Genomic DNA, 19,375 nt, shown 5'->3' on the forward strand with positions numbered 1-19,375 from the left:
ACCCGAGAATTTCCGGAGGTAGACATCATGAAGTCCCTGAAAACGACACGGATTGTCCTGATCGGAGCGGGGGACGTCGGCGTGGCCTACGCCTACGCCCTGGTGAACCAGGGGTTGTGCGATGACCTGGTCATCATCGACGTTGACGAACGGAAGACCTGGGGCCACGTCCAGGACCTGAAACACGCCGTTCCGTGGGCCGGGCACAACACACGCGTGACCCAGGGCGGGTACGCGGACTGCGCCGGGGCGACACTGGTCTGCATCTGCGCCGGGGCCGCGCAGAAACCGGGGGAGACCCGCATCGACCTCGTCGACAAGAACGTGGCGATCTTCCGCGACATCGTCGGGAAGGTGAAGGGTTCCGGCTTCGACGGGATCTACCTCGTGGCGACCAACCCGGTCGACATCCTCAGCTACGCCACCTGGCAGTTCGCCGGCGTGCCCTCCAGCCAGGTCATCGGCTCCGGGACGGTCCTGGACACCGCCCGGCTGCGCTCCGCACTCGGTGAGTACTTCCAGGTGTCGCCGACGTCGGTGCACTCCTACGTCATCGGCGAGCACGGTGACACCGAACTGCCCGTCCTGTCAGCGGGGTCGGTGGCCGGAGTGCCCCTGCCGGTGCGCCTTGCGAAGCTGCCGCAGGGCGAGGAGGAGGTCGGGGACATCTTCCGCCGTACCCGGGACGCGGCCTACGAGATCATCAACGCGAAGGGCTCCACGAGCTTCGGGATCGGCGTCGGTCTCGCCCGCATCACCCGGGCCGTCCTGCAGAACGAGGACGTGGTCCTGCCGGTGTCAGCCCTGGTCGAGGGGATATACGGCCGCGGCGACGCCCCCGCCCTGTACATCGGGACACCTGCGGTCATCAACAGGAACGGCATCCGCGAGGTCATTGAACTGGATCTCGACGACACCGAACAGGGCCAGTTCGCCCACTCGGCGGACACCCTGCAGCAGGTGATGCAGGACGCCGGGGTTCTGGAGTAACTACGCGCCCAGGAAACGCCTGATCAACGGCATTTCCTCGCGTGCCTGCGCCAGACCTGCCTCGTAGGTCTCGGCGAGTTCGTTGAGTTTGCGCGTCCCGTTGCCGAGCGGCATCCGGTGCGGGGCGAAAATATAGGCTTTGCCCAGCCGTTCCTGCTCGTACACCCAGTCGCGCGTGCGGTTGTAGCGGGCGTGCCGGTCCAGCATCGACTTCGCCAGCGCCGGGTACTGCGGGAACGCCTTCTTCACGAACCAGGTGAACCGGGTCTGGCTCTTGCGGTAGGACCGCGTGCGTGTCATGACCACCAGGAAACGGTCGAACCCCTCCATCTCGATGGCGGAGTCCACCGGGATGCCGCCGGTCGGGCCGAAGGCCCCGTCGAAGAAGATCTCCGTCCCGATCTTCGTGGGCGGCATGATGATCGGCAGTGACGCTGAGGCGCGGGCGTGGCGCAGGAAATCGTCCAGGCCATGCATGTCATCGCGTGACCAGTGCACCGTCTCACCGGTGCGGCCGTTGAACCCGGAGATGCGGAAGTTCCCGGGGTTCGCGCTGATCGCATCCCAGTTCGGCACCATGCTGCGGTCCTCGACCATGGCGTCCGGTCCGAAGATGTAACGCGCGTTGAAGAAGCCGTCCCCCCGCAGGAACGGCCGGATCCCGCCGAACAACGGGTCGCCGGGGAAGACCGTGAAGTACTCGCGGGCGAGGCGGACGTCCTGCGACAGGTACGTCGCCACGTGCACGGCCGAGGCGGAGTTGCCGTAGGTCCAGTCGAACCGGATCCCGGCCTCCAGCAGCGCCTGCACCATCGCCGAGGAGAAGGCGGTGCGCATTGCCCCGCCCTCGAACACCAGCGCGGTGTCTTTCACTGCCGCCTCGGAATCAGTCACGATCCCTGATGATACAGGTACCCCAGTTGAACAGCGGGTGAAAGGTTGACCAAGGTTTCTCCCCCACGGGTGACACCCGGGGTCCGGGGGACAAGAATGAGGGACGTGAAGATCATCGCGCACCGCGGCGCCAGCGGCTACCGTCCAGAACTGACCCCCGACGCCTACGAACACGCCGCTGACCTCCACGCCGACGGCTTCGAGTGTGACATCCGGCTCAGTGCGGACGGCGTGCCCGTCATCATCCACGACGCCACGGTCGACCGCACCTCCGACGGCTCCGGCGCCGTCGCCGGGAAGCCGCTGGCTGAACTGAAGGAGCTGAACTTCGGGACGCCCGAACGGCCCCAGCAGATCCTCACCCTCCGCGAGCTCCTGGATTTCACCCTCGACCAGCAGAGTGCCGACTACCGGCCCGAACTCTTCGTGGAGACCAAGAGGCTGGGATCCCGTGGCGAGCGCGCCGGGCAACTGGAGACCGCCTTCAACCGCGAGCTCCACGGCATGGGCCTGGACCGCAGTGACCTGGTGCACCTGATCTCCTTCGACCACGGGTCACTGGCCCGGTTCCGGGACATCAACCCGCACATCCACCGCATCTACCTGCGAAAGGAGTACCGGTTGTGGATGGCGCTGCGCCATGCCGAACACGCGGCCGTCGCCCCGTCCCAGGGCTTCTCCGTGTACCGCGCACGCGTCGCGCCGGGGGCGGTGGTGGGGGACGCGTCCAACACCTACCTGTTCACCGCGAACCGGGAGGACGACCTGCTGTGGGCGTACCGCCACGGGGTGGAGTGGGTCGCCACGGACTACCCGGACCGGGCGCGTGAGGTCACGCGCGGGGCCATCGCCATCCGGTGACGGACGTACCCCTCACAGCCCTGCCTGGCACGGTGGTCCCCGCCGTGTCCGTTGCACACGATAGACTGTGCGCGTGGCTAAGAAGAACAGGAAGAACAAGAACGCTGACGCCGACCTGCCCGAGGGCATGAGCCGCCGTCAGGCGAAGCTCGCGAAGCGCGCCGCGGAGCGTGCCGCGCTGGAGCGCGACCCCCGCCCCTACGACGGCTTCGCCGCCGAGACCGACCTGATCGCGTTGCAGGAGTTCGTGCCGTCCGCGTACTTCACCGCAGTTACCGCGCAGACCGGGGCAGCGGACTTCGACCGCCCGGTGATCATCTGCACCGTCCTGCCGGGTGCTGCGGCAGCCCTGGTCCGCGCCGAGGACGAGGGTGGTGAAGCCCTGGTCGCCCTGCAGACGCAGCACCGCGGCGACAACCCGAACCGCGACCTGGCCTTCGCGCTGGACTGGGCACGGACCGCAGAGCCGGGCAGCACGCTGGAGGTTGCCGTGTCCGACGGCTCCGAGCCCGCACTCTCCGACCTGCTGGACGTGGCGCAGACCCCGGAGATCACCGTGGAGGACGACTTCAACTGGTGGCTGACCGAGGGGCAGCGGGACAATCCGCAGGTCGCCGCATCCCTGCAGCAGGCCAATGACTCGGTCCTGCCCAGCGTGCGGGTGGACGCGGAGGTCACCGGCTCGGCATGGTGGATCGACCCGGGCGAGAAGGCGCACATCCGCTGGGTACGCCCGGAAACCGAGGCGCAGCTGCTGCCCGCACTCGCCCGTGTGCACGCCGCCGACGGCCTGAACCTCGGCGAGGGCACCCGCTTCGCCGGGGTGTTCCGCACCCACGGCATCCTGGTGCCGGTGTTCGACCTGGACAACACGATGGACCCGTCCGAGTTCGCCGCGCCGCTGGCGGTGCTGGAGAAGAAGCTGGCGGAAGCCCTGGCCTCGACCGGCGCAGGTTCGGACGGCCAGCTCACCGCGGACGAGCAGAAGTCCCGGCAGACGATCATCGCCCGTGAGGTCACCATCCGGTAGTTATCGTGTAGAAACGGGGGCATGGCTGATACCGCATTTGATGGAAACCCTGCCCACACTGTCGGCGACCTTCCCGAAGTCGGGACCAAGGCGCCGAACTTCACCACCGTCTCCGCCGAGCTCAAGGACGTCCACGGCGATTCCCTGCTCGGCAAGCGCGTGGTTCTGAACATTTTCCCCTCCGTCGACACCGGCGTGTGCGCGGCTTCGGAGCGCGAGTTCAACAAGCGCGCCGCCGGGTTGGACAATGCCACCGTGGTGTCCGTGTCCAAGGACCTTCCCTTCGCCCTGGGACGCTTCTGCGCCGCGGAGGGCATCGAGAACGTCGTGGCGACCTCGGCGTTCCGCTCGTCCTTCGGTGAGGACTTCGGCGTGACCCTGGAGGATTCCCCGCTGGCCGGCCTGCTGGGCCGGGCGGTTCTGGTCCTCGACGCCGACGGCACGGTGCTGCACTCGCAGCTGGTCCCGGAGATCACCACCGAACCGGACTACGACGCCGCCCTGGCCGCCCTGGACTGATCTCCTGGATCTCGGAGAGTCACTGATCAGGTACTCCACCCAAACGGACTTGACCTGCCGAGGGGTGTTCGTAGTATGTGAGAGGTGAACGAGGTACTTGATGAGGGACCGTTCTTCCACGGCACCCGGGCGAAATTGCAGCCTGGTGATCTGTTGACGGCGGGGTTCCCGTCGAACTACCGGCCTACGGTCGTCATGAACCACATCTACTTCACCGCGCTGCCGGACGGCGCGGGCCTGGCCGCTGAGATCGCGGCGCTCGACGCAACACCGCATGTGTATGAAGTCGAGCCGACCGGCGTGTTCGAGAACGATCCGAACGTGACCGACAAGAAGTTCCCCGGCAACCCCACCCGGTCCTACCGCAGCACCGCACCCCTGCGGATCGTCCGTGAGGTCACCGGCTGGACCAGACTCAGCCCCGGAGCCCTCCGAACCTGGCGGGAACGCCTCGCCGCGCTCCGCGACGACGACACCGCCCAGATCATCAACTAATCCCGCTCCTGACGGGCTGAGCGGTGAGAGTTGGTCGCCGATGCCCGTCGCCTCTACTGCACGAACTTTCGCACTGTGTACCCATCCCAACCTGTGGGAACCGCAGGTCAGGGCGCTGCGGCGGCTGGCTGATCCGCCGCGGCGGTGCGAAACTTCGGTGACACGGGGCCGGGGCGGCGCCGCAGCACCGTGGGACTGCAGCACTGTGACACCGCAACACCGTGGCACTGCGCGACCACGCTACCGCAGGTCGCTGAACAGCTCCTCGGCGGCGTTCTCGTCCCACTGCACCACGTTGCCGACGTCGGTGTCGGCGAAGCCGCCGACGGGGACGGTCTCCTGCTCGGCGCCCCGGATCATCCCGAACGCCAGCCAGGCCAGGTGCCACACATGGTCGCCCTCGTCCACGGTCAGGGCGTCGGTGAAGGCGTTCATCAGCGGGACCGCGCGGAAGGGGTTCGCCAGTGTCCCGAAGGAGCCGACCTTGGAGACCACCGCGGAGAGGAACTCGCGCTGGCGCTCGACCCGGTCCAGGTCGCCCGAGGCCGAGGTGTAGCGGGTGCGGACGTACCCGAGAGCGGTCGGTCCGTCCATCTCCTGGCAGCCGGCCTCGAGGCTGAGGCCGGCCATGGGGTCCTCGATCGGTTCGGCCGGGCAGAGTTCCACGCCGCCGACGGCGTCGACGATACTGCCGAAGCCGCCGAAGCCGATCTCCATGTAGTGGTCCATGCGCAGGCCGGTGGCCTGTTCCACGGTCTGCTGCAGTAGTTGCGGGCCGCCGTAGGAGAACGCCGAGTTGATCTTGTCCATGCCGTAGCCGGGGACCTCGACGTAGGAGTCGCGGGGGATGGACACCATGGTCGGTTTCCCGCCGAACGACGGCACATGCACCACGATGATCGTGTCCGTGCGGCTGCCTTCGTCGGAGAGGTCGCCGGCCGCGTAGCGCTCACCGTCCTCCTCGCTCATCCCCTCGCGCGAATCCGAGCCGACGAGCAGCCAGTTCGAGCCGGAGGTTCCGCTGACCTGGCCCTCGTAGCCGGAGAGTGCGTCAACGCGGTTGATGCTGGAGTCCACCCACCAGGCCATGCCACCGGCGACCAGGATGATGACCAGCAGCAGGACGCCGACGAACCGCAGCGGCCGGAACCGGCGGCGTCGGCGGGGTCTGCGCTGCTTCGGCGGTCGGTCGGGGCGACTGGGACGCTGCTGCGGTTGTTGCGGAGGCTGCTGGGGCGGGTACTGACCCTGACTCTGCCCCTGCCCTGGGCCGGGCCGGTCCTGGTACTGCCGGGGCTGCATCTGGTGCGGCTGCTGCTCGTAGGGGACGGCCCGGGGCGGCTGCTCGGGCTGGCGCCGGTACCGGGGCGGTTCCGGCTGGCCGGACCCGGATTGCCCGTTGGCTTCCCCGGCACGGCGGTGCCGGCCAAGGGGCGCGTCCTGCCCCTGCGCGCCGTCCCCCAGGACGCGTGTGGAGTCCGCGGGAGGCGGAATCGGTGCTGACGACCGGCGCTGCACCGGGCGACCGTAGCGGTCGAGGACGGGGCGGCCGTACTTGTCACGGGCGATGTTGTCGTCGTCGGGGTACTGGGGCATGAGCACAGCTTAGCGGCCGGGGTTCACGGCACGGGTCATCCTGCGGGATGAGTTCGGCGGCCACGTAGAGTGGGATTCATGGGTGAGCAGTTGATGGCGGTGGCGTTTCCCGCGGTGATGGCGGTCGTGATTGCCATTGTGATGTCGTCGGTCTCGAAGGCGGGGGCGCGTGGCGACCTGCCGAGGTCGGGTGCCGTGGGTATCCGGACGAAGGCGACGAAGCTGAGCGACGCGGCATGGGCTGCAGGGCACGGGGCCGCTGTGCCGTTGACGAGGAAAATCTCGCTGCTGACCTCCGTGGTGGCTCTGGTGATCATCCTGCTTGGCATCACCGTGGAGGCGGGGTGGGTCACCGCGGTGGGGATCGTCCCGTTCGGCGTGGTGATCCTGGGGATGATTCCCGTGGTGCAGGCGGCGAACGCCGCAGCGCGGGAGGCAGCTGCCGCTGAGGATGCGGAGAAGAAGACTGCGACGAAGACCAGGAGGAAAGGGAAGGAGAAGGGCTCGCAGAAGAAGCGGCGTTAACACGCTGCACTCTGTTTCGATGGGAAATACAAGAGGCACTCATCCCATCGGAAAGGAATCCCCATGCCTTCGTACGCCACCCACTCCGCCCAGCGCACGAACCGCAGTCTTCTTCGCCGTGTGACCACCGCAGCGGCGGCCACGCTCCTGGCCGCCGGTACCGCACTGTCGGTCGCCCCGTCGGCGTCCGCGCAGGGTCTTCCGCCGAGCGTCCAGGGCTCCTATGAATCGCTCCACCCGTACGCGCAGCAGGCGATCGGCAGCACGATCGTCGGATCGTACGCTGCTGTCGCGCTCCCCTACCTCACTTTCGTGTGCCCGCTGATCCATCCCGAAGCGGACCGGGGTGCCTGCGCCTTCTGACGGGGCGCCGCCCTCCCGCACACGGGAAACCCCGGACGGTGGAATCCTGATTCCACCGTCCGGGGTTTCTTCCGCGTGCGGGGCATCGTCGGACGCTGCCGGATGCCGTGGACCGCTAGGCGTTCGCGGCTTCCCGTCCGACGGCGCGCAGTCCCACGTCGGTCATGTGCAGCGGCAGGTTGCGGCGCTGCGAGGTGGTGTCGATGATGCCGGTGACCCACCTGTCGTTGGAGCACATTTCGTGGCCGCGGCTGACCGGCTTCAGGCTCACGAACTGCCCGCCGGCCTTGTTGGCGCCGTCACGCAGGCCACGCTCCAGTGCCCACTCCAGGTCGCCGACCTGGATGAGGGCGCTCGGCACCTGGACACCGGGGACGAGGTTGACCGGGCAGACCTGGCCGGCACCGTTGGAGATGTGCGGCATGCCGAGCACCTTGACGTTGGCGTTCGGCGCGAGGCGCTTGACGTGGGCGACGGTCCGCTCGACGGAGCCGCGCAGGTTGCTCTCGATCTTCGGCACCGGAAGCTTGTCGTTGAGCACGTAGGGGTAGGTGTCGTTGGTGCCCGCCCAGATGACGACCTCGCCGGTGCTGCCGTTCAGTTTGCCGGCGGTCCGGGCCTTGTCGGCCTGGGTGGAGATGCGCATGCCACCGGTGCGGTAGGATGATCCGGCGCAGCTGAAGTTGTCGACCGCGCCGCCCTTGGCGCTGCGGTAGGCGTTGGCGAACCGGTTGTCCGTGCCGCAGCCGGAGCCGCTCAGGATGGGGTCGGGGAGAGGGAGACCCTTGCCGGCGAGGAAGTTGTAGAGGTCCGGGTTCGCCACCACCGAGTCGCCGAGGACCACGGTGTTGCCGGGAGCTGCCTGGCTCTCCGGTGCGGACAGCAGGGTGCCGGACAGTGCGGCGACGGTGGCGACGGCCGCCGCGGCCAGTCCGGCGATCTTCCGTCCTGTGCGCGTCCGGGCGCTGGGGGATGCGCTGTGTCGTGAACTCATTGCTTCGGTGGTCCTCTCGTGAAACGTGTGTCGAGACCCTGCGTCTCCCCGACAGGCCTGTGTTCAGTCCAGTCGTCTAAACCGTTCTCCAGGGGAACGACGTTACAGTAACGTGACTTTAACCGACAATCCGGCAGAATGTAACCCTTGTGGCTAAAGTGACTGGAGTTACCTATGGTGCCACTGGTGCCCGGGATGCGCGTCGGCGCTGTTGAAAGCTCGGGTCGCGGGTGCTCGAACACGGGATTCCCCGGTTCGGTAACGTTTCATCACCCGCAGCCGGTATGGTTACCGAAAGTAGTTTGTCCGCTTCAGATCTGAAGTTCCGGACCAGTCAGAGAACAAACGAACAGCAGTGCACCACCACAGAAAGGAGGGGCAGTGTTCGAGCAGCTGTCCTACGACCTCAAAGGCGGCATCAGGGGTGCCAAGGCCTTCCTGGACACGGGCTTCCTCAAGGGATCCACACCCGCCGGCGGGCTCGGTGTCGCCAAGGCACTGGGTCGCTACGGGACCAGCCTCGCCGGGCTCCTCGAGGGCTCGGCGGCCAGATTCCCGGACCGCCTCGTCCTCGTCGACGACCAGGGGGAACTGACCTACCAGGAACTCGCAAACCGGGGTCGTCTGACGGCGCACACCCTGGCCAGCCACGGTATCGGGCCGGACAGCCGGGTCGGCATCATGGCCCGCAACGGCCGCGGCTTCTTCACGCCGCTGGTGGCCAAGGGCTACCTGGGCTACACCGTGTTCCTGCTGAATGTCGGCGCCAGCAGGAACCAGCTCGCCTCCATCGTCGAGGAGCACAAGCTGGACGCGATATTCGTGGATTCGGAGTTCGACGACCGCTTCCCTGAGGACCTCACCGATTTCGGCTGCACCCTGATCCACGCGGACGCCGCGGAGGGGTACCGCAACGACTTCGACTACCCGACGATCGAGGAGTTCTGGACCTCGCCGGGCAAGCACGACGACTCCTTCCCGAAGCGTCCGACGCAGGGCGGCATCATCCTGATGTCGTCCGGCACGAGCGGCACCCCGAAGGCGGTGTCCCACACCGAGCCATCCTTCCCGGTCGGCGTGCTGGGCCCGGCACTGAACGGCCTGGGGGTCAAGGCCGGCGACCGCCTGCAGCTCACCGCGAGCCTGTTCCACGTCCTCGGCTGGGGCGCGTCCGTCCTGGCGATTGTGGCGGGTTGCACCCTTGTCACCCAGCGTGTTTTCGAGCCGAAGAACGTGCTGAAGCAGATCCAGGACTACAAGTGCACCGGAACGATCAGCTCCGCGGTGTTCCTGAAGGACGTCCTGGCAGCCGACGACGGGTCCTATGACACGTCCTCGATGACCTGGATCATGAACGCCGGAAATGCCATGAGCGAGGATCTCGTGGTGGGTCTGCAGGAGCGCTACGGCAACATCGTGTCCAGTGGCTACGGCTCCACCGAGGGTCTGCTGGTGGCGTTCGCCGGACCGGAGGACCTGGCCGCGGACCCGAACACCGCCGGTTACCCGGTGTGGAACGGTCGTCTCGAGGTGCTTGATCCGGAGACCGGCAAGGAGGTTGCCCCGGGCGAGGTCGGCATCATCCACGCGATCAACGCCTTGTCGATGAAGGGCTACCTCGGCGACCGCGACAAGGCCGAGTACCGCGACGGCATGATCGACCTGGGCGACAAGGGTGTCATCGACCCGGAGACCGGTCGCCTGCGCGTGCTCGGGCGCAACAACGACATGATCATCGTGGGTGGCGAGAACATCTGGCCCGCCTCGGTGTCGGACATCATCGACCGCCTCGCCGGGGTCGCGGAGTCCTACTGCGTGGGTGTGGACGACGACGAGAAGTTCCAGCGGGTGAAGGCCTACGTGGTTGCGGACGGCTCGACGGACGTCTCGGAGGACGAGGTCCGCCAGTACGTGGAGGACCACTTCATGAAGCCGGCGATCCCGCGGGACGTCGTCATCATCGACTGCCCGCTGCCGCGCAACGCGATCGGCAAAGTCGTGAAGCGGGAGCTCGCCGTCCACGGCTGATCCGCAGTCACGCGCCGTCGCCCCTGCCCGGCATCGCGGCATTTGAGGTTGGTGTGGGGTGGCCTGCACCAACCTCGGATGCCGTGATGCTGTTCTCTACAGTCCAGGAGTCGACCCGATCACCTGGTAGCCCACGAAGGCGACGGTGTCGATCAGCCCGTGGGCGATGACCAGTGGCCACACCCTGCCGGTGCGGTAGAAGACGTAGACGAAGATCACGCCCATCAGCATGTTGCCCAGGCCGGCGGAATAACCCTGGTACAGGTGGTAGCTGCCGCGCAGGATCGCGGAGGCGACGAAGACCCACGCCCAGGGGACCTTCAGCTGCCGCAGCCGGCAGCACAGCCAGGCCACGACCAGGATCTCCTCGGCGAACCCGTTGGCCCAGGAGTTCACGACCAGCAGTACGAGGTCCTGGATACTGCGGTCCAGCCCGGTGGGGATGACCTCCCTCGACAGTCCGAGCTGGACCGCCCCGACGTAGAAGGCCAGCCCCGGCAGCCCGATCAGGGCGGCGAGGCCCGCGCCGGGCAGAAGATCGCGCCACCGGGGACGCAACGCCAATTCGAGTGGTTTCCCCGGTGTGCCCAGCGTGCCGAGGGCCGGGGGAAGATGCCTGATCAGCAGGAAGACGGCGAGCCCGCCCCAGGCGAACAGCACACCGGAGGAGATCAGTTGGAAGGCGGGGTCGAGCCAGGCGAGCGTGGACTGCCGGGCGTTGAGGGTGGTGGACTGGTCATTGAGGTCCTCCGGCATGGCCGCGACCTCCAGGAGCCGCAGGAGGGACCGGAGACCGGACGCCCCGAACGTCACAGCCAGGACAATGACGATCTCCCACCGCAGTGCGCGCTTGTCCGTGGGTGTCATGGCACCCCCACCGTCGCCGTCGACAGCACGTCCGGATCCGCGGCGATCTGCGCGGCCACCGTGTCCTGCAGGTGTGCCCCTAGATCCAGCAGCTCGGGTGCACTCACCCGGTCGGACACGGCACCCAGATGCACGGAGACGGGCCAGCGTCCCGACGACGCCCCGGGGACCAACGGCACCGACAACCCGGACCACCCGGTCAGGTTCCACAGTGTCGCCCAGGGAGTCCACGCCGTCTGCGCGGCGAAATCCTCCGCCGGGGACAACCGGGAGAAGGAACCCACCGTCGGCGGAGCGGTCGACAGCATCGGCGTGACCACCACATCGAACTCGGACCAGGCCTGCTCAACAAGCGCAGGCAGTTCCCGCACCGCCGATGTCGCGGCCGCCAGATCCGCGTCCGACAACGCCCGTCCCTGATCCCGCAGCCAGCGCGGCATCACCGTCGTCGGTTCCGGCAGACCACGGCACCGGGCGGCCATCACCTTCGAGAACACCCCGAAGCGCTCCACCCCGTACGGCGGCGGCAGGGGTGACACCCCGGACACCCCCGGATGCGTGACCAGCAGCGCCGCGGCCGCCGTCGTCGCATTCGCCACCGTGGGGTCCACCGGCGCCGGCGAATGGAAGGGCGCATTCGTGTGCCCCACACGCAGCCCCGTGCCCGATGCGCCGGTCCGGCGCGACACAGACCCCCGCCATGGTGCCGCTGATTCCGACAGTCCGTACGCCCGCGCCGTCAGGTCCAGGTCACCGGCGATGAATCCCTGCGCCGCCGGGTTCGGCACAGCGCCGTCGGATGCGAACACCTCGTGCCGCGGCTTCAGGCCGGGCAGCCCCACACTCGCCGCGGGCACCCGGATCGACCCGCCGCCGTCGCTGGCGTGCGCCACGTCCACGATCCCGCGGGCGACCGCCACCGCCGCACCGGAGGACGACCCACCGGTGGTCCACCGTGCATCGATGGGGTTCACCGGTCCCGGGCCTGCCACCGGCTCCGTGTACACGGTCGCCCCGAACTCCGCCGACACGCTCGCGCCGACCAGTCGTGCCCCGTCCCCGAGAAGCCGCACTGCGGCCCCGTCCGACTCGGACGCCACCACAGCGTGCTCGGCGGCACCGAAGGTTACGATCTCGCCTGCGACCCGGTTCAGGTCCTTGACCAGCACATCCAGTCCGCGCAACGGGCCGAAAGCGTCCGGGTCCACGTGCGCACGGTCGTAGAGACGAGCCACCCCCAGCTCCGCGGGCGACAGTCCCGTGCGCACGCACACCCGGTGCAGCCGCAACGCCACGGCATCCGTCCCGCTTTCCATGCCGCCACACTACCGCCGCCCACAGGAACCACCGGTAGGTTGGGGTCATGAGCGAAACCAACGACAACGGGACCACCGTTGCCTACCTCGGCCCGCGCGGTACCTTCACCGAGCAGGCCGTCCTGAACCTCACGGACGGCGGGCACCTCCCGGCGGATGTCGTCCACCGGGCCGTCGACTCACCCGCCACAGCGCTCGACCTGGTGCGCAGTGGCGAGGTCGACAAGGCGGTCGTCGCGCTGGAATCCAGTGTGGACGGGCCCGTGACCCAGACCTTCGACTCCCTGGCCACCGGGGACCCCCTGCTGATCCTGCGCGAGCATGACGTCCCCGTCGTTTTCTCCATCCTCGTGCGACCCGGCACCCGGCTGGAGGACATCGGGACCGTCACCACCCACCCGGTCGCCGAGGCGCAGGTCCGTGGGTGGCTCTCCGAGCACCTTCCCACTGCGACCTTCGTCCCCTCCACCTCCAACGGCGCGGCGGCAGCCGCCGTGAAGGACGGCACCGCGGATGCCGCCGCGGCCCCCGCCCGCGCCGGTCAGATCCACGGGCTGGACGCCCTGGCCGAGGACGTCGCCGACGTTGCGGGTGCGCGTACCCGCTTCGTGCTCGTCGGACGCCCCCAGCAACCCACACCGCGCACGGGCCACGACCGCACCGCCATCGTCCTGCAGGTGCCGAACGTGCCGGCGTCGCTGGTCATGGCATTGTTCGAGCTCGCGACCCGGCGGGTGGACATGTCGCGGATCGAATCCCGGCCCACCCGCGAGAAGGCCGGGACCTACAATTTCCACGTCGAACTCGTCGGCCACATCGAGGACGAAGCGGTGGCCGAGGCCCTCGCCGGGCTGCACCGCTTCTGCGACAGGATCCGGTTCCTCGGCTCCTGGCCGCAGGAGGGCTGGGTCGGGGGAGTGTCCGGCCCTGCCGGGTCCGTGCCACCCGACTACGACGATTCGCGGGAATGGGTCCGCAACCTGAAGGGGGGTCGGCACTCGTGAGCCGCCTGCTGCTCATCCGCCACGGGCAGACCACCTCGAACATCCGGCATGCCCTCGACACCGCGCTGCCCGGAGCCGCGCTGACCGATCTCGGTTGGTCACAGGCGCGCGCAGCCGGTGAGCTCCTCGCCTCCGAGACGGTCGGCGGGCTGGACGCCCCGCTCGCCCTGGTCTCATCCGAGGCCCTGCGGGCCCGCCAGACCGCCGCCGGGATCTCCGCCGCCGGCGCGGAGCTGGGACTGTCCCTGGCCCCGACGTCCCCCGGCAGTGACTTCGCGTCGTCGCTCGCGGCCTCCGTCACGATCACGGACGGGCTGGCCCACGACCAGATCGAGGGGCCGTCCTCGTCGGCCACGGCCGCGGCACCGGCGGCCTTCGGCGGTGGCGGGCGGGACGCCACGTCCCTCGACACCTCCTTCGTGAGTTCCCCGCCCCTGGTCATGCCCGGTGCGGTGCCCGGGATCTCGGAGATCCCCGCCGGACGCTACGAGATGCGCGTCGACGAGGAGGCGCACCACGACTACCACCTCACGTTCCACCGGTGGCTCGGTGGATCGCTGTCGCAGCCGATGCCGGGTGCCCTGGACGGGGAGGCGGTGGTCGGACGCTACCTTGACTCGCTGCTGCCGATGCTGGCGGCGGTGCAGCGGGAGGGCTCCGACCTGGCGGTGGTGAGCCACGGGGCGGTGATCCGTCTGGTGGCCGCCTACCTGGGCCGCGTCCAGCCGCAGTTCGCGGTCGACACGCTGCTCCCCAACACCGGCCGTGTCGAACTGGAGGTGCCGGACCTCGGTGTGCCGGATCTCGCGGCCCTGGCCGCCCCGACGGCCCCTGCCTTCAGTGATGCGGTGCAGGAGGGGTGGAAGGTCACCGACTGGGCCGGTCTGGGCGAACCCCCGCGGGGGTGACAGGGGATTGGGCGGACTGAACGGCCCGTAAGTGCCGGGGTCAGCCCCAGCCGAGGTCGTGGAGGCGTTCGTCGTCGATGCCGAAATGGTGTCCGATCTCGTGGACGACCGTGACCGCCACCTCCTCGACCAGCTGGTCACGGGTGTGGCAGTAGTCGCAGAGCGCATCCTTGTAGATGCTGATCTTGTCGGGGAGGAAAGTCGGCCACTCCACGGAACGGTCGGTCAGCGCCACACCGTGGTACAGCCCGAGCAGCGTCGGATCCTCCCCGTTGTGGTCCTCGACAACGATGGCGACATTGTCGAGGGCATCGAGCAGCTGACGGGGGATCAAACGTAGACCGTGGTCGACGAGTTCCTCGAACTCCTCGTCGGTGACCTCGACCATGAAACTCCTCGGTTCGTCGTGGGTGGGCATTCAGCGCCCATTCTAATGCTTCGCACCGCCGAACTTTCGCACTCCAGCAAAGCCCCGGGAGCGGCCAGAAGTGGTCTGACCTGCAAGTATCACATCGTGGGAAGGGGTGGGAGTGCGAAAGTCCAGCAGTGGCCGAACACCGGCGCGGCCGGTGGACGGCTAGGGTGCAGGGGCCGGGGTGGGGGTATCGGCACCGGCATCGCTGTCGGCGTTGTCGTCGTCCTGCACGGGACGGCGCCGCGGGGGATCCTCCTTGGGCTCCCCGTCCACCGTGAACTCCTGGCGGGTGTCCCCGCGCAGGTCGGCGAAGGAGTCGTCCTCACGGGCCTTCGTCAGTGCGCAGTTCACGGTCCGCGACCCAGCGTTCCACGACTCCTGCGGCAGCGTCGTCCAGAACGGTGTCAGCGTGGACTGGTAGAGGGCCTCGTCATTGCCGCCGGGCTCGCCGTTGAGGAAGTCGATCCCGGCCCGGGTGCACACCTCGTCCAGGAACTCGCCCTGCTGCTCCAGGTTCGGCCACGGCGCGTCCGGCTGCGCCCCGAACTCCTCGCCGAGGTTCACCACGGAGGTCACCTGCCAGGAGTAGGGCTGGTCGCACGGCACCGAGTTCACCGTGTCGCCCTGGGCCCGCACGCAGGTCTCGTCGGGCACCGCCGTGGACTGGTCCGTCTCGGCGGCGCGTCCGGTGGCCTCGGTGTACTGGCCGTCGCCCTCCGGGACGGCGACGCCGCAGATCATCGTCCTGTCCCCGTCGTCCCATGCGGCCCCGGGAGGGAGGATCGGGGCAACGGCGTAGCGGCCCTGCGGGTCCAGCCGTCCGTCGAGGTAGCTGCGCGTGGGGCCGGCACACAGGTCGGCCGTCAGCTGGCCCTGGCGCTCCAGGTCGGGCTGCGGTGCGTCCGGACCGAATTCGCTGGTGGGGTACTGCGACAGATCCTCGCGTGTCGCCACCTCGAAGCGGTGCGGCTCGGCGCAGTCGACCACGGTGAAGTCCGTGGCGATCTCGCCGTCCTGTGTCCAGTTCACGCAGTCGCCGGTGTCCGCGTCGGTGAACGCGACCGGTTCCGGTTCCTCCGTTGTGGAGGACCCGCCCTGCGCCACCACGGACGATCCCTGGGGGGCGAAGGATTCGTAGGCGGCCGCGCCGACTCCACCCGCGAGGGCGGCGGTGAGCATGACTGCGAGCGTCCTGCGGCGCTTCCGGAACTTCCGGGGCTGCGCGGCGTCAGGACTTTCGGGACGGTCGGAACTGTCGGTACGGTCAGTCGGCATAACAGGCATTCTCTCACGAGGACCGGACATCTCCGGCAGGGCTGTAACCACTATAGCTAAGCTAATGGGCATGATTGATCTCAAGTTCCTCCGGGAGAACCCCGACACAGTCCGAGAATCCCAGCGCACCCGTGGTGAGGACCCGTCCCTGGTGGACCAGCTCCTGGAGGCGGACCAGCACCGCCGCGAGGCCATCGGCGCGGCCGATGCAGCCCGTACCGAGGCGAAGGCCTTCTCCAAGTCCATGGGCAAGAGGATGAAGGACGCGACGCCGGAGGAACGGGACGCCCTGCGCGAGGAGGGGCAGGTCTACTCCGCGAAGGCCAAGGAACTCGACGCCGAGCAGACCGGGGCCGAGCAGGCCGTCCACGACCTGCAGATGCAGCTGTCCAACGTCGTCACCGGCGCCCCCGCCGGCGGGGAGGACGATTTCGTCGTCCTGGAGCACATCGGCGAGCCCGCGCAGTTCGACTTCGAGCCGAAGGACCACCTGGAGCTCGGCGAGTCGCTGGGGCTGATCGACATGGAGCGCGGGGCGAAGGTCTCCGGTGCCCGCTTCTACTTCCTCACCGGCGACGGCGCCCTGCTGCAGCTCGGCCTGCTGCAGCTCGCCGCGCAGAAGGCCCGCGACCACGGTTTCACCCTGATGATCCCGCCGGTGCTGGTGCGCCCGGAGATCATGGCCGGCACCGGGTTCCTCGGCGCGCACGCCGACGAGATCTACCGCCTCGAGGCCGATGACATGTACCTCGTCGGTACCTCCGAGGTCGCGCTCGCCGGCTACCACAAGGACGAGATCATCGACCTGAAGGACGGACCCGTCCGCTACGCCGGCTGGTCGTCCTGCTTCCGCCGTGAGGCCGGGTCCTACGGCAAGGACACCCGCGGTATCCTGCGCGTCCACCAGTTCGACAAGGTCGAGATGTTCGTCTACTGCAGGCCGGAGGACGCGGAGGCACAGCACCGGGAGCTGCTCGCCATGGAGAAGGACATGCTCGCCGCGGTGAACGTCCCCTACCGGGTGATCGATGTCGCCGGCGGTGACCTGGGCTCCTCGGCGTCCCGCAAGTACGACACCGAGGCCTGGGTGCCGACCCAGGAGACCTACCGTGAGCTGACGTCCACCTCGAACTGCACCACTTTCCAGGCGCGGCGTCTGAAGACCCGCTACCGTGATGAGGACGGTAAGGCGCAGACCGCCGCCACGCTCAACGGCACCCTGGCGACCACCCGCTGGCTCGTGGCCATCCTGGAGAACAACCAGCAGGCGGACGGCTCGGTCGTGGTCCCTGAGGCGCTGCGCCCGTTCATCGGCAAGGACGTCCTGACTCCAGACTCCCCGAAGGAGAAGTAACCGGCATGTGGATTCCCAAGGGCTTCGAGCTCCCGGGCGGTGTGCCCGACGCACCGGTGCACCCGGAATCGAAGGAACTGTTCTACGGGCGCATCATCATCCCCTTCGCGAAGCTCTGGATGCGGCACATGCAGCACCTCTCCGTGGAGATCCAGCACCCGGAGCGCATCCCGGCCAGCGGTGGGGCGGTGCTCGCGGTGAACCACACCGGCTACTGGGACTTCGTGTTCGGCGGGGTGCCCGCCGCCTTCCACGGCAAGCGGCTGATCCGCTTCATGGCGAAGAAAGAGATCTGGGACAACCCGGTCGCCGGCCCCGCGATGTCCGGCTGCCACCACATCCCGGTCGACCGCGCCGACGGTGCGGCTTCGGTCCGTGAGGCCACCTCGCGCGCCGCCGGCGGCGACCTGATCGGCATCTTCCCGGAGGCGACGATCTCCCGGTCCTTCGAGATCAAGGAATTCAAGGACGGTGCCGCACGCATCGCGCAGGACGCGGGCGTCCCGCTGATCCCCGTGGTGCTCTGGGGCTCGCAGCGGATCTGGACGAAGGGCCGCAAGCCGCGGTGGTGGATGAGGAATGCCTCCCTGATCATCTCCGTGGGCGAGCCGGTCTCCCTGGACGGCACTTCCCGCGAGGCCACCGACCGGCTGCATGACGCGATGGTGACCCGGCTGGACGATGTGCGCACCCGTTACGACGAGTTGTTCGGCCCCTTCCCGGAGGGGGAGTACTGGATGCCCGCGTCGTTGGGCGGATCTGCGCCGACCTTGGAGGAGGCCACGGAGAAGGACCGGGCGGACGCAGAGAAGCGCCGCGAGGAACGCGCCGCCCGGGAAGCTGAACTCGCTGCGAACCCGGAAGCTGCGGCCGCTCCCACCACCCTGATCGGCAAAATCAGGAAGAAGCTGGGACGCTAGTGTCCCTTCCCACCGTGTCCGAGGGCACGCACACCGCTGCCCCGTCCCTGGTCGTCAGTGACCTGGACGGCACATTGGTGACCTCCGCCGACCGGGTGTCGCCGCGGACCCGTGACGTGGTCGGACGCCTGGTCGCATCAGGTGTGCGGTTCATCCCGGCGTCCGGACGGCCCGCACGGTGGATGCTGCCGGTCATCGAGCAGTTGGGGATCCGTCCGACGTGCGTCTGCGCGAACGGCGCGGTGGTCTACGACTCCGCCAGCGACCGGATCACCTACGCCGCCGAGCTCTCCGCCCCCGTGCTGGAGGAGGTGGTGGCCGCCGTGCAGGACGCCACGTCCCCGGTCCTTGCTGCCCGCGGCCTGCCCCCGGTGACCTTCGCCGTGGAACGCGCCGGGGCCAGCGCCTTTGACCGTGCGGCGGAGTTGTTCGCGGTGGAGGAGACCTACCCGCACGCGTGGGAGTCGGTGGAGCATTCCGTGGAGCAGCATTCCACGCTGTTCGCCAAGCCGGCGGTGAAGCTGCTGGTGCGTCATGAACAGGTCGGAAGCGCCGAGCTGTGCGACCTGGTGGCGCCGGTGGTGGATCCGGCGTTGGCGGACGTGACGTGGTCCTTCCACGGTGGTCTGCTCGAGATAAACCGGCCCGGGGTCACGAAGCTGTCCGGGCTGGCGCATGCGCTGGGCGACGCAGGCGGGGCCGGCGGTGCCAGCGGTGCCGTTGACGTGCCTGCCGTTCCCGCGATCGACCCGGCGGAGGTCGTGACCTTCGGTGACATGCCCAATGACGTGGCCATGCTGCGCTGGGCGGGGCTGGGCGTGGCCATGGGCAACGCGGTCGACGAGGTCGCCGCCATCGCCGACCACCGCACCGCGACCAATGACGAGGACGGGGTGGCGGTCGTTCTCGAGCGCTGGTTCTGAGCCGGGGATACGACCTAACTTTCGCACCGCGCCAGTCGATCGCCCCCGTAAAACCCCAGGTGGCCGTGTCCTTCGGCTCGCTGGAAGTGCGAAAGTTC

At 68.5% G+C, this 19,375-nt stretch carries 20 protein-coding genes; 13 read left to right on the forward strand and 7 right to left on the reverse strand.

Annotation, left to right across the window (positions count from 1 at the left end; genetic code table 11):
* The first annotated feature begins 27 nt into the window (after positions 1–27).
* Complete coding sequence (locus ACTIL2_RS03710) at positions 28–990, forward strand: L-lactate dehydrogenase (protein ID WP_442336108.1); 963 nt, start codon at positions 28–30, stop codon at positions 988–990.
* Here the strand turns inward: ACTIL2_RS03710 and ACTIL2_RS03715 are convergent, their stop codons facing one another.
* Entirely contained in the window at positions 991–1,884 is an 894-nt protein-coding gene (locus ACTIL2_RS03715; RefSeq protein WP_442336109.1) for a patatin-like phospholipase family protein, read from the reverse strand. It lies immediately after the preceding gene.
* Between the two features lie 96 nt (positions 1,885–1,980).
* Here ACTIL2_RS03715 and ACTIL2_RS03720 point away from each other — a divergent pair, with 96 nt between their 5' ends.
* The 4 genes from ACTIL2_RS03720 (at position 1,981) to arr (ending at position 4,789) form a co-directional block, all read left to right on the forward strand.
* Positions 1,981–2,745 carry a glycerophosphodiester phosphodiesterase gene (locus tag ACTIL2_RS03720; RefSeq protein WP_442336110.1) on the forward strand — a complete coding sequence of 255 codons (765 nt, stop codon included), beginning with the start codon at positions 1,981–1,983 and terminating at the stop codon, positions 2,743–2,745.
* Positions 2,746–2,818: 73 nt separating this feature from the next.
* Positions 2,819–3,775 (forward strand): DUF5926 family protein, encoded by a 957-nt coding sequence (locus ACTIL2_RS03725; RefSeq protein WP_442336111.1) that lies wholly within the window; start codon positions 2,819–2,821, stop codon positions 3,773–3,775.
* 21 nt (positions 3,776–3,796) lie between these two features.
* Complete coding sequence (gene tpx / locus ACTIL2_RS03730; RefSeq protein WP_442336112.1) at positions 3,797–4,294, forward strand: thiol peroxidase; 498 nt, start codon at positions 3,797–3,799, stop codon at positions 4,292–4,294.
* 84 nt (positions 4,295–4,378) lie between these two features.
* Positions 4,379–4,789, forward strand: a complete 411-nt coding sequence (arr, locus tag ACTIL2_RS03735; RefSeq protein WP_442336113.1) for an NAD(+)--rifampin ADP-ribosyltransferase — start codon at positions 4,379–4,381, stop codon at positions 4,787–4,789.
* A 240-nt stretch (positions 4,790–5,029) separates the two neighbouring features.
* On the opposite strand, the gene ACTIL2_RS03740 is transcribed toward arr, so the two are convergent.
* Complete coding sequence (locus ACTIL2_RS03740) at positions 5,030–6,385, reverse strand: LCP family protein (RefSeq protein ID WP_442336114.1); 1,356 nt, start codon at positions 6,383–6,385, stop codon at positions 5,030–5,032.
* A 78-nt stretch (positions 6,386–6,463) separates the two neighbouring features.
* On the opposite strand from ACTIL2_RS03740, the gene ACTIL2_RS03745 reads away from it, so the two are divergent.
* Together ACTIL2_RS03745 and ACTIL2_RS03750 are read left to right on the forward strand one after the other, a co-directional pair.
* Entirely contained in the window at positions 6,464–6,910 is a 447-nt protein-coding gene (locus ACTIL2_RS03745; RefSeq protein WP_442336115.1) for an SdpI family protein, read from the forward strand.
* A gap of 63 nt (positions 6,911–6,973) precedes the next feature.
* Positions 6,974–7,273 carry a hypothetical protein gene (locus ACTIL2_RS03750; RefSeq protein ID WP_442336116.1) on the forward strand — a complete coding sequence of 100 codons (300 nt, stop codon included), beginning with the start codon at positions 6,974–6,976 and terminating at the stop codon, positions 7,271–7,273.
* A 115-nt stretch (positions 7,274–7,388) separates the two neighbouring features.
* Here ACTIL2_RS03750 and ACTIL2_RS03755 read toward each other — a convergent pair whose 3' ends face one another.
* Complete coding sequence (locus tag ACTIL2_RS03755) at positions 7,389–8,267, reverse strand: GDSL-type esterase/lipase family protein (RefSeq protein WP_442336117.1); 879 nt, start codon at positions 8,265–8,267, stop codon at positions 7,389–7,391.
* Positions 8,268–8,648: 381 nt separating this feature from the next.
* Between ACTIL2_RS03755 and ACTIL2_RS03760 the strand changes: the two genes are divergently transcribed.
* Entirely contained in the window at positions 8,649–10,295 is a 1,647-nt protein-coding gene (locus ACTIL2_RS03760) for an AMP-binding protein (RefSeq protein WP_442336118.1), read from the forward strand.
* A 96-nt stretch (positions 10,296–10,391) separates the two neighbouring features.
* Here the strand turns inward: ACTIL2_RS03760 and ACTIL2_RS03765 are convergent, their stop codons facing one another.
* A complete protein-coding gene (locus ACTIL2_RS03765; RefSeq protein ID WP_442336119.1) occupies positions 10,392–11,162 on the reverse strand; it encodes a CPBP family intramembrane glutamic endopeptidase in 771 nt (256 codons plus the stop codon).
* Positions 11,159–12,478 (reverse strand): amidase family protein, encoded by a 1,320-nt coding sequence (locus ACTIL2_RS03770; protein ID WP_442336120.1) that lies wholly within the window; start codon positions 12,476–12,478, stop codon positions 11,159–11,161. Before ACTIL2_RS03770 ends, ACTIL2_RS03765 begins: the two co-directional genes overlap by 4 nt.
* A gap of 47 nt (positions 12,479–12,525) precedes the next feature.
* Between ACTIL2_RS03770 and pheA the strand changes: the two genes are divergently transcribed.
* Both pheA and ACTIL2_RS03780 read left to right on the forward strand, forming a co-directional pair.
* A complete protein-coding gene (gene pheA, locus ACTIL2_RS03775) occupies positions 12,526–13,482 on the forward strand; it encodes a prephenate dehydratase (RefSeq protein WP_442336121.1) in 957 nt (318 codons plus the stop codon).
* On the forward strand, positions 13,479–14,390 hold the full coding sequence (locus ACTIL2_RS03780; protein ID WP_442336122.1) for a histidine phosphatase family protein: 912 nt from the start codon (positions 13,479–13,481) through the stop codon (positions 14,388–14,390). The genes pheA and ACTIL2_RS03780 overlap by 4 nt, the downstream gene beginning before the upstream one ends.
* 40 nt (positions 14,391–14,430) lie before the next feature.
* Here ACTIL2_RS03780 and ACTIL2_RS03785 read toward each other — a convergent pair whose 3' ends face one another.
* Positions 14,431–14,778, reverse strand: a complete 348-nt coding sequence (locus tag ACTIL2_RS03785; protein WP_442336166.1) for a metallopeptidase family protein — start codon at positions 14,776–14,778, stop codon at positions 14,431–14,433.
* A gap of 189 nt (positions 14,779–14,967) precedes the next feature.
* Positions 14,968–16,080, reverse strand: coding sequence for a septum formation family protein (locus tag ACTIL2_RS03790; protein ID WP_442336123.1), 1,113 nt, complete (start codon positions 16,078–16,080; stop codon positions 14,968–14,970).
* Between the two features lie 70 nt (positions 16,081–16,150).
* Between ACTIL2_RS03790 and serS the strand changes: the two genes are divergently transcribed.
* Genes serS through ACTIL2_RS03805 form a run of 3 tightly spaced genes read left to right on the forward strand, consistent with a single transcriptional unit; the run spans position 16,151 to position 19,277 of the window.
* Positions 16,151–17,434, forward strand: a complete 1,284-nt coding sequence (serS, locus tag ACTIL2_RS03795) for a serine--tRNA ligase (RefSeq protein WP_442336124.1) — start codon at positions 16,151–16,153, stop codon at positions 17,432–17,434.
* Between the two features lie 5 nt (positions 17,435–17,439).
* A complete protein-coding gene (locus ACTIL2_RS03800; protein WP_442336125.1) occupies positions 17,440–18,354 on the forward strand; it encodes a lysophospholipid acyltransferase family protein in 915 nt (304 codons plus the stop codon).
* Complete coding sequence (locus ACTIL2_RS03805) at positions 18,354–19,277, forward strand: HAD family hydrolase (RefSeq protein ID WP_442336126.1); 924 nt, start codon at positions 18,354–18,356, stop codon at positions 19,275–19,277. Before ACTIL2_RS03800 ends, ACTIL2_RS03805 begins: the two co-directional genes overlap by 1 nt.
* Positions 19,278–19,375: the final 98 nt, after the last annotated feature.

Source organism: Corynebacterium sp. (assembly GCF_052107835.1).
Lineage (GTDB): Bacteria > Actinomycetota > Actinomycetes > Mycobacteriales > Mycobacteriaceae > Corynebacterium.

Bases quoted from the DNA above. Each gene is read 5' to 3' on its own strand.
- serS (WP_442336124.1), top strand. From the start codon at position 16,151: ATGATTGATCTCAAGTTCCTCCGGGAGAACCCCGACACAGTCCGAGAA.
- ACTIL2_RS03790 (WP_442336123.1), bottom strand. From the start codon at position 16,080: ATGCCGACTGACCGTACCGACAGTTCCGACCGTCCCGAAAGTCCTGAC.
- pheA (WP_442336121.1), top strand. From the start codon at position 12,526: ATGAGCGAAACCAACGACAACGGGACCACCGTTGCCTACCTCGGCCCG.
- ACTIL2_RS03740 (WP_442336114.1), bottom strand. From the start codon at position 6,385: ATGCCCCAGTACCCCGACGACGACAACATCGCCCGTGACAAGTACGGC.
- ACTIL2_RS03710 (WP_442336108.1), top strand. From the start codon at position 28: ATGAAGTCCCTGAAAACGACACGGATTGTCCTGATCGGAGCGGGGGAC.
- ACTIL2_RS03750 (WP_442336116.1), top strand. From the start codon at position 6,974: ATGCCTTCGTACGCCACCCACTCCGCCCAGCGCACGAACCGCAGTCTT.
- ACTIL2_RS03785 (WP_442336166.1), bottom strand. From the start codon at position 14,778: ATGGTCGAGGTCACCGACGAGGAGTTCGAGGAACTCGTCGACCACGGT.
- ACTIL2_RS03765 (WP_442336119.1), bottom strand. From the start codon at position 11,162: ATGACACCCACGGACAAGCGCGCACTGCGGTGGGAGATCGTCATTGTC.
- ACTIL2_RS03800 (WP_442336125.1), top strand. From the start codon at position 17,440: ATGTGGATTCCCAAGGGCTTCGAGCTCCCGGGCGGTGTGCCCGACGCA.
- ACTIL2_RS03720 (WP_442336110.1), top strand. From the start codon at position 1,981: ATGAGGGACGTGAAGATCATCGCGCACCGCGGCGCCAGCGGCTACCGT.
- ACTIL2_RS03745 (WP_442336115.1), top strand. From the start codon at position 6,464: ATGGGTGAGCAGTTGATGGCGGTGGCGTTTCCCGCGGTGATGGCGGTC.
- tpx (WP_442336112.1), top strand. From the start codon at position 3,797: ATGGCTGATACCGCATTTGATGGAAACCCTGCCCACACTGTCGGCGAC.
- ACTIL2_RS03755 (WP_442336117.1), bottom strand. From the start codon at position 8,267: ATGAGTTCACGACACAGCGCATCCCCCAGCGCCCGGACGCGCACAGGA.
- ACTIL2_RS03770 (WP_442336120.1), bottom strand. From the start codon at position 12,478: ATGGAAAGCGGGACGGATGCCGTGGCGTTGCGGCTGCACCGGGTGTGC.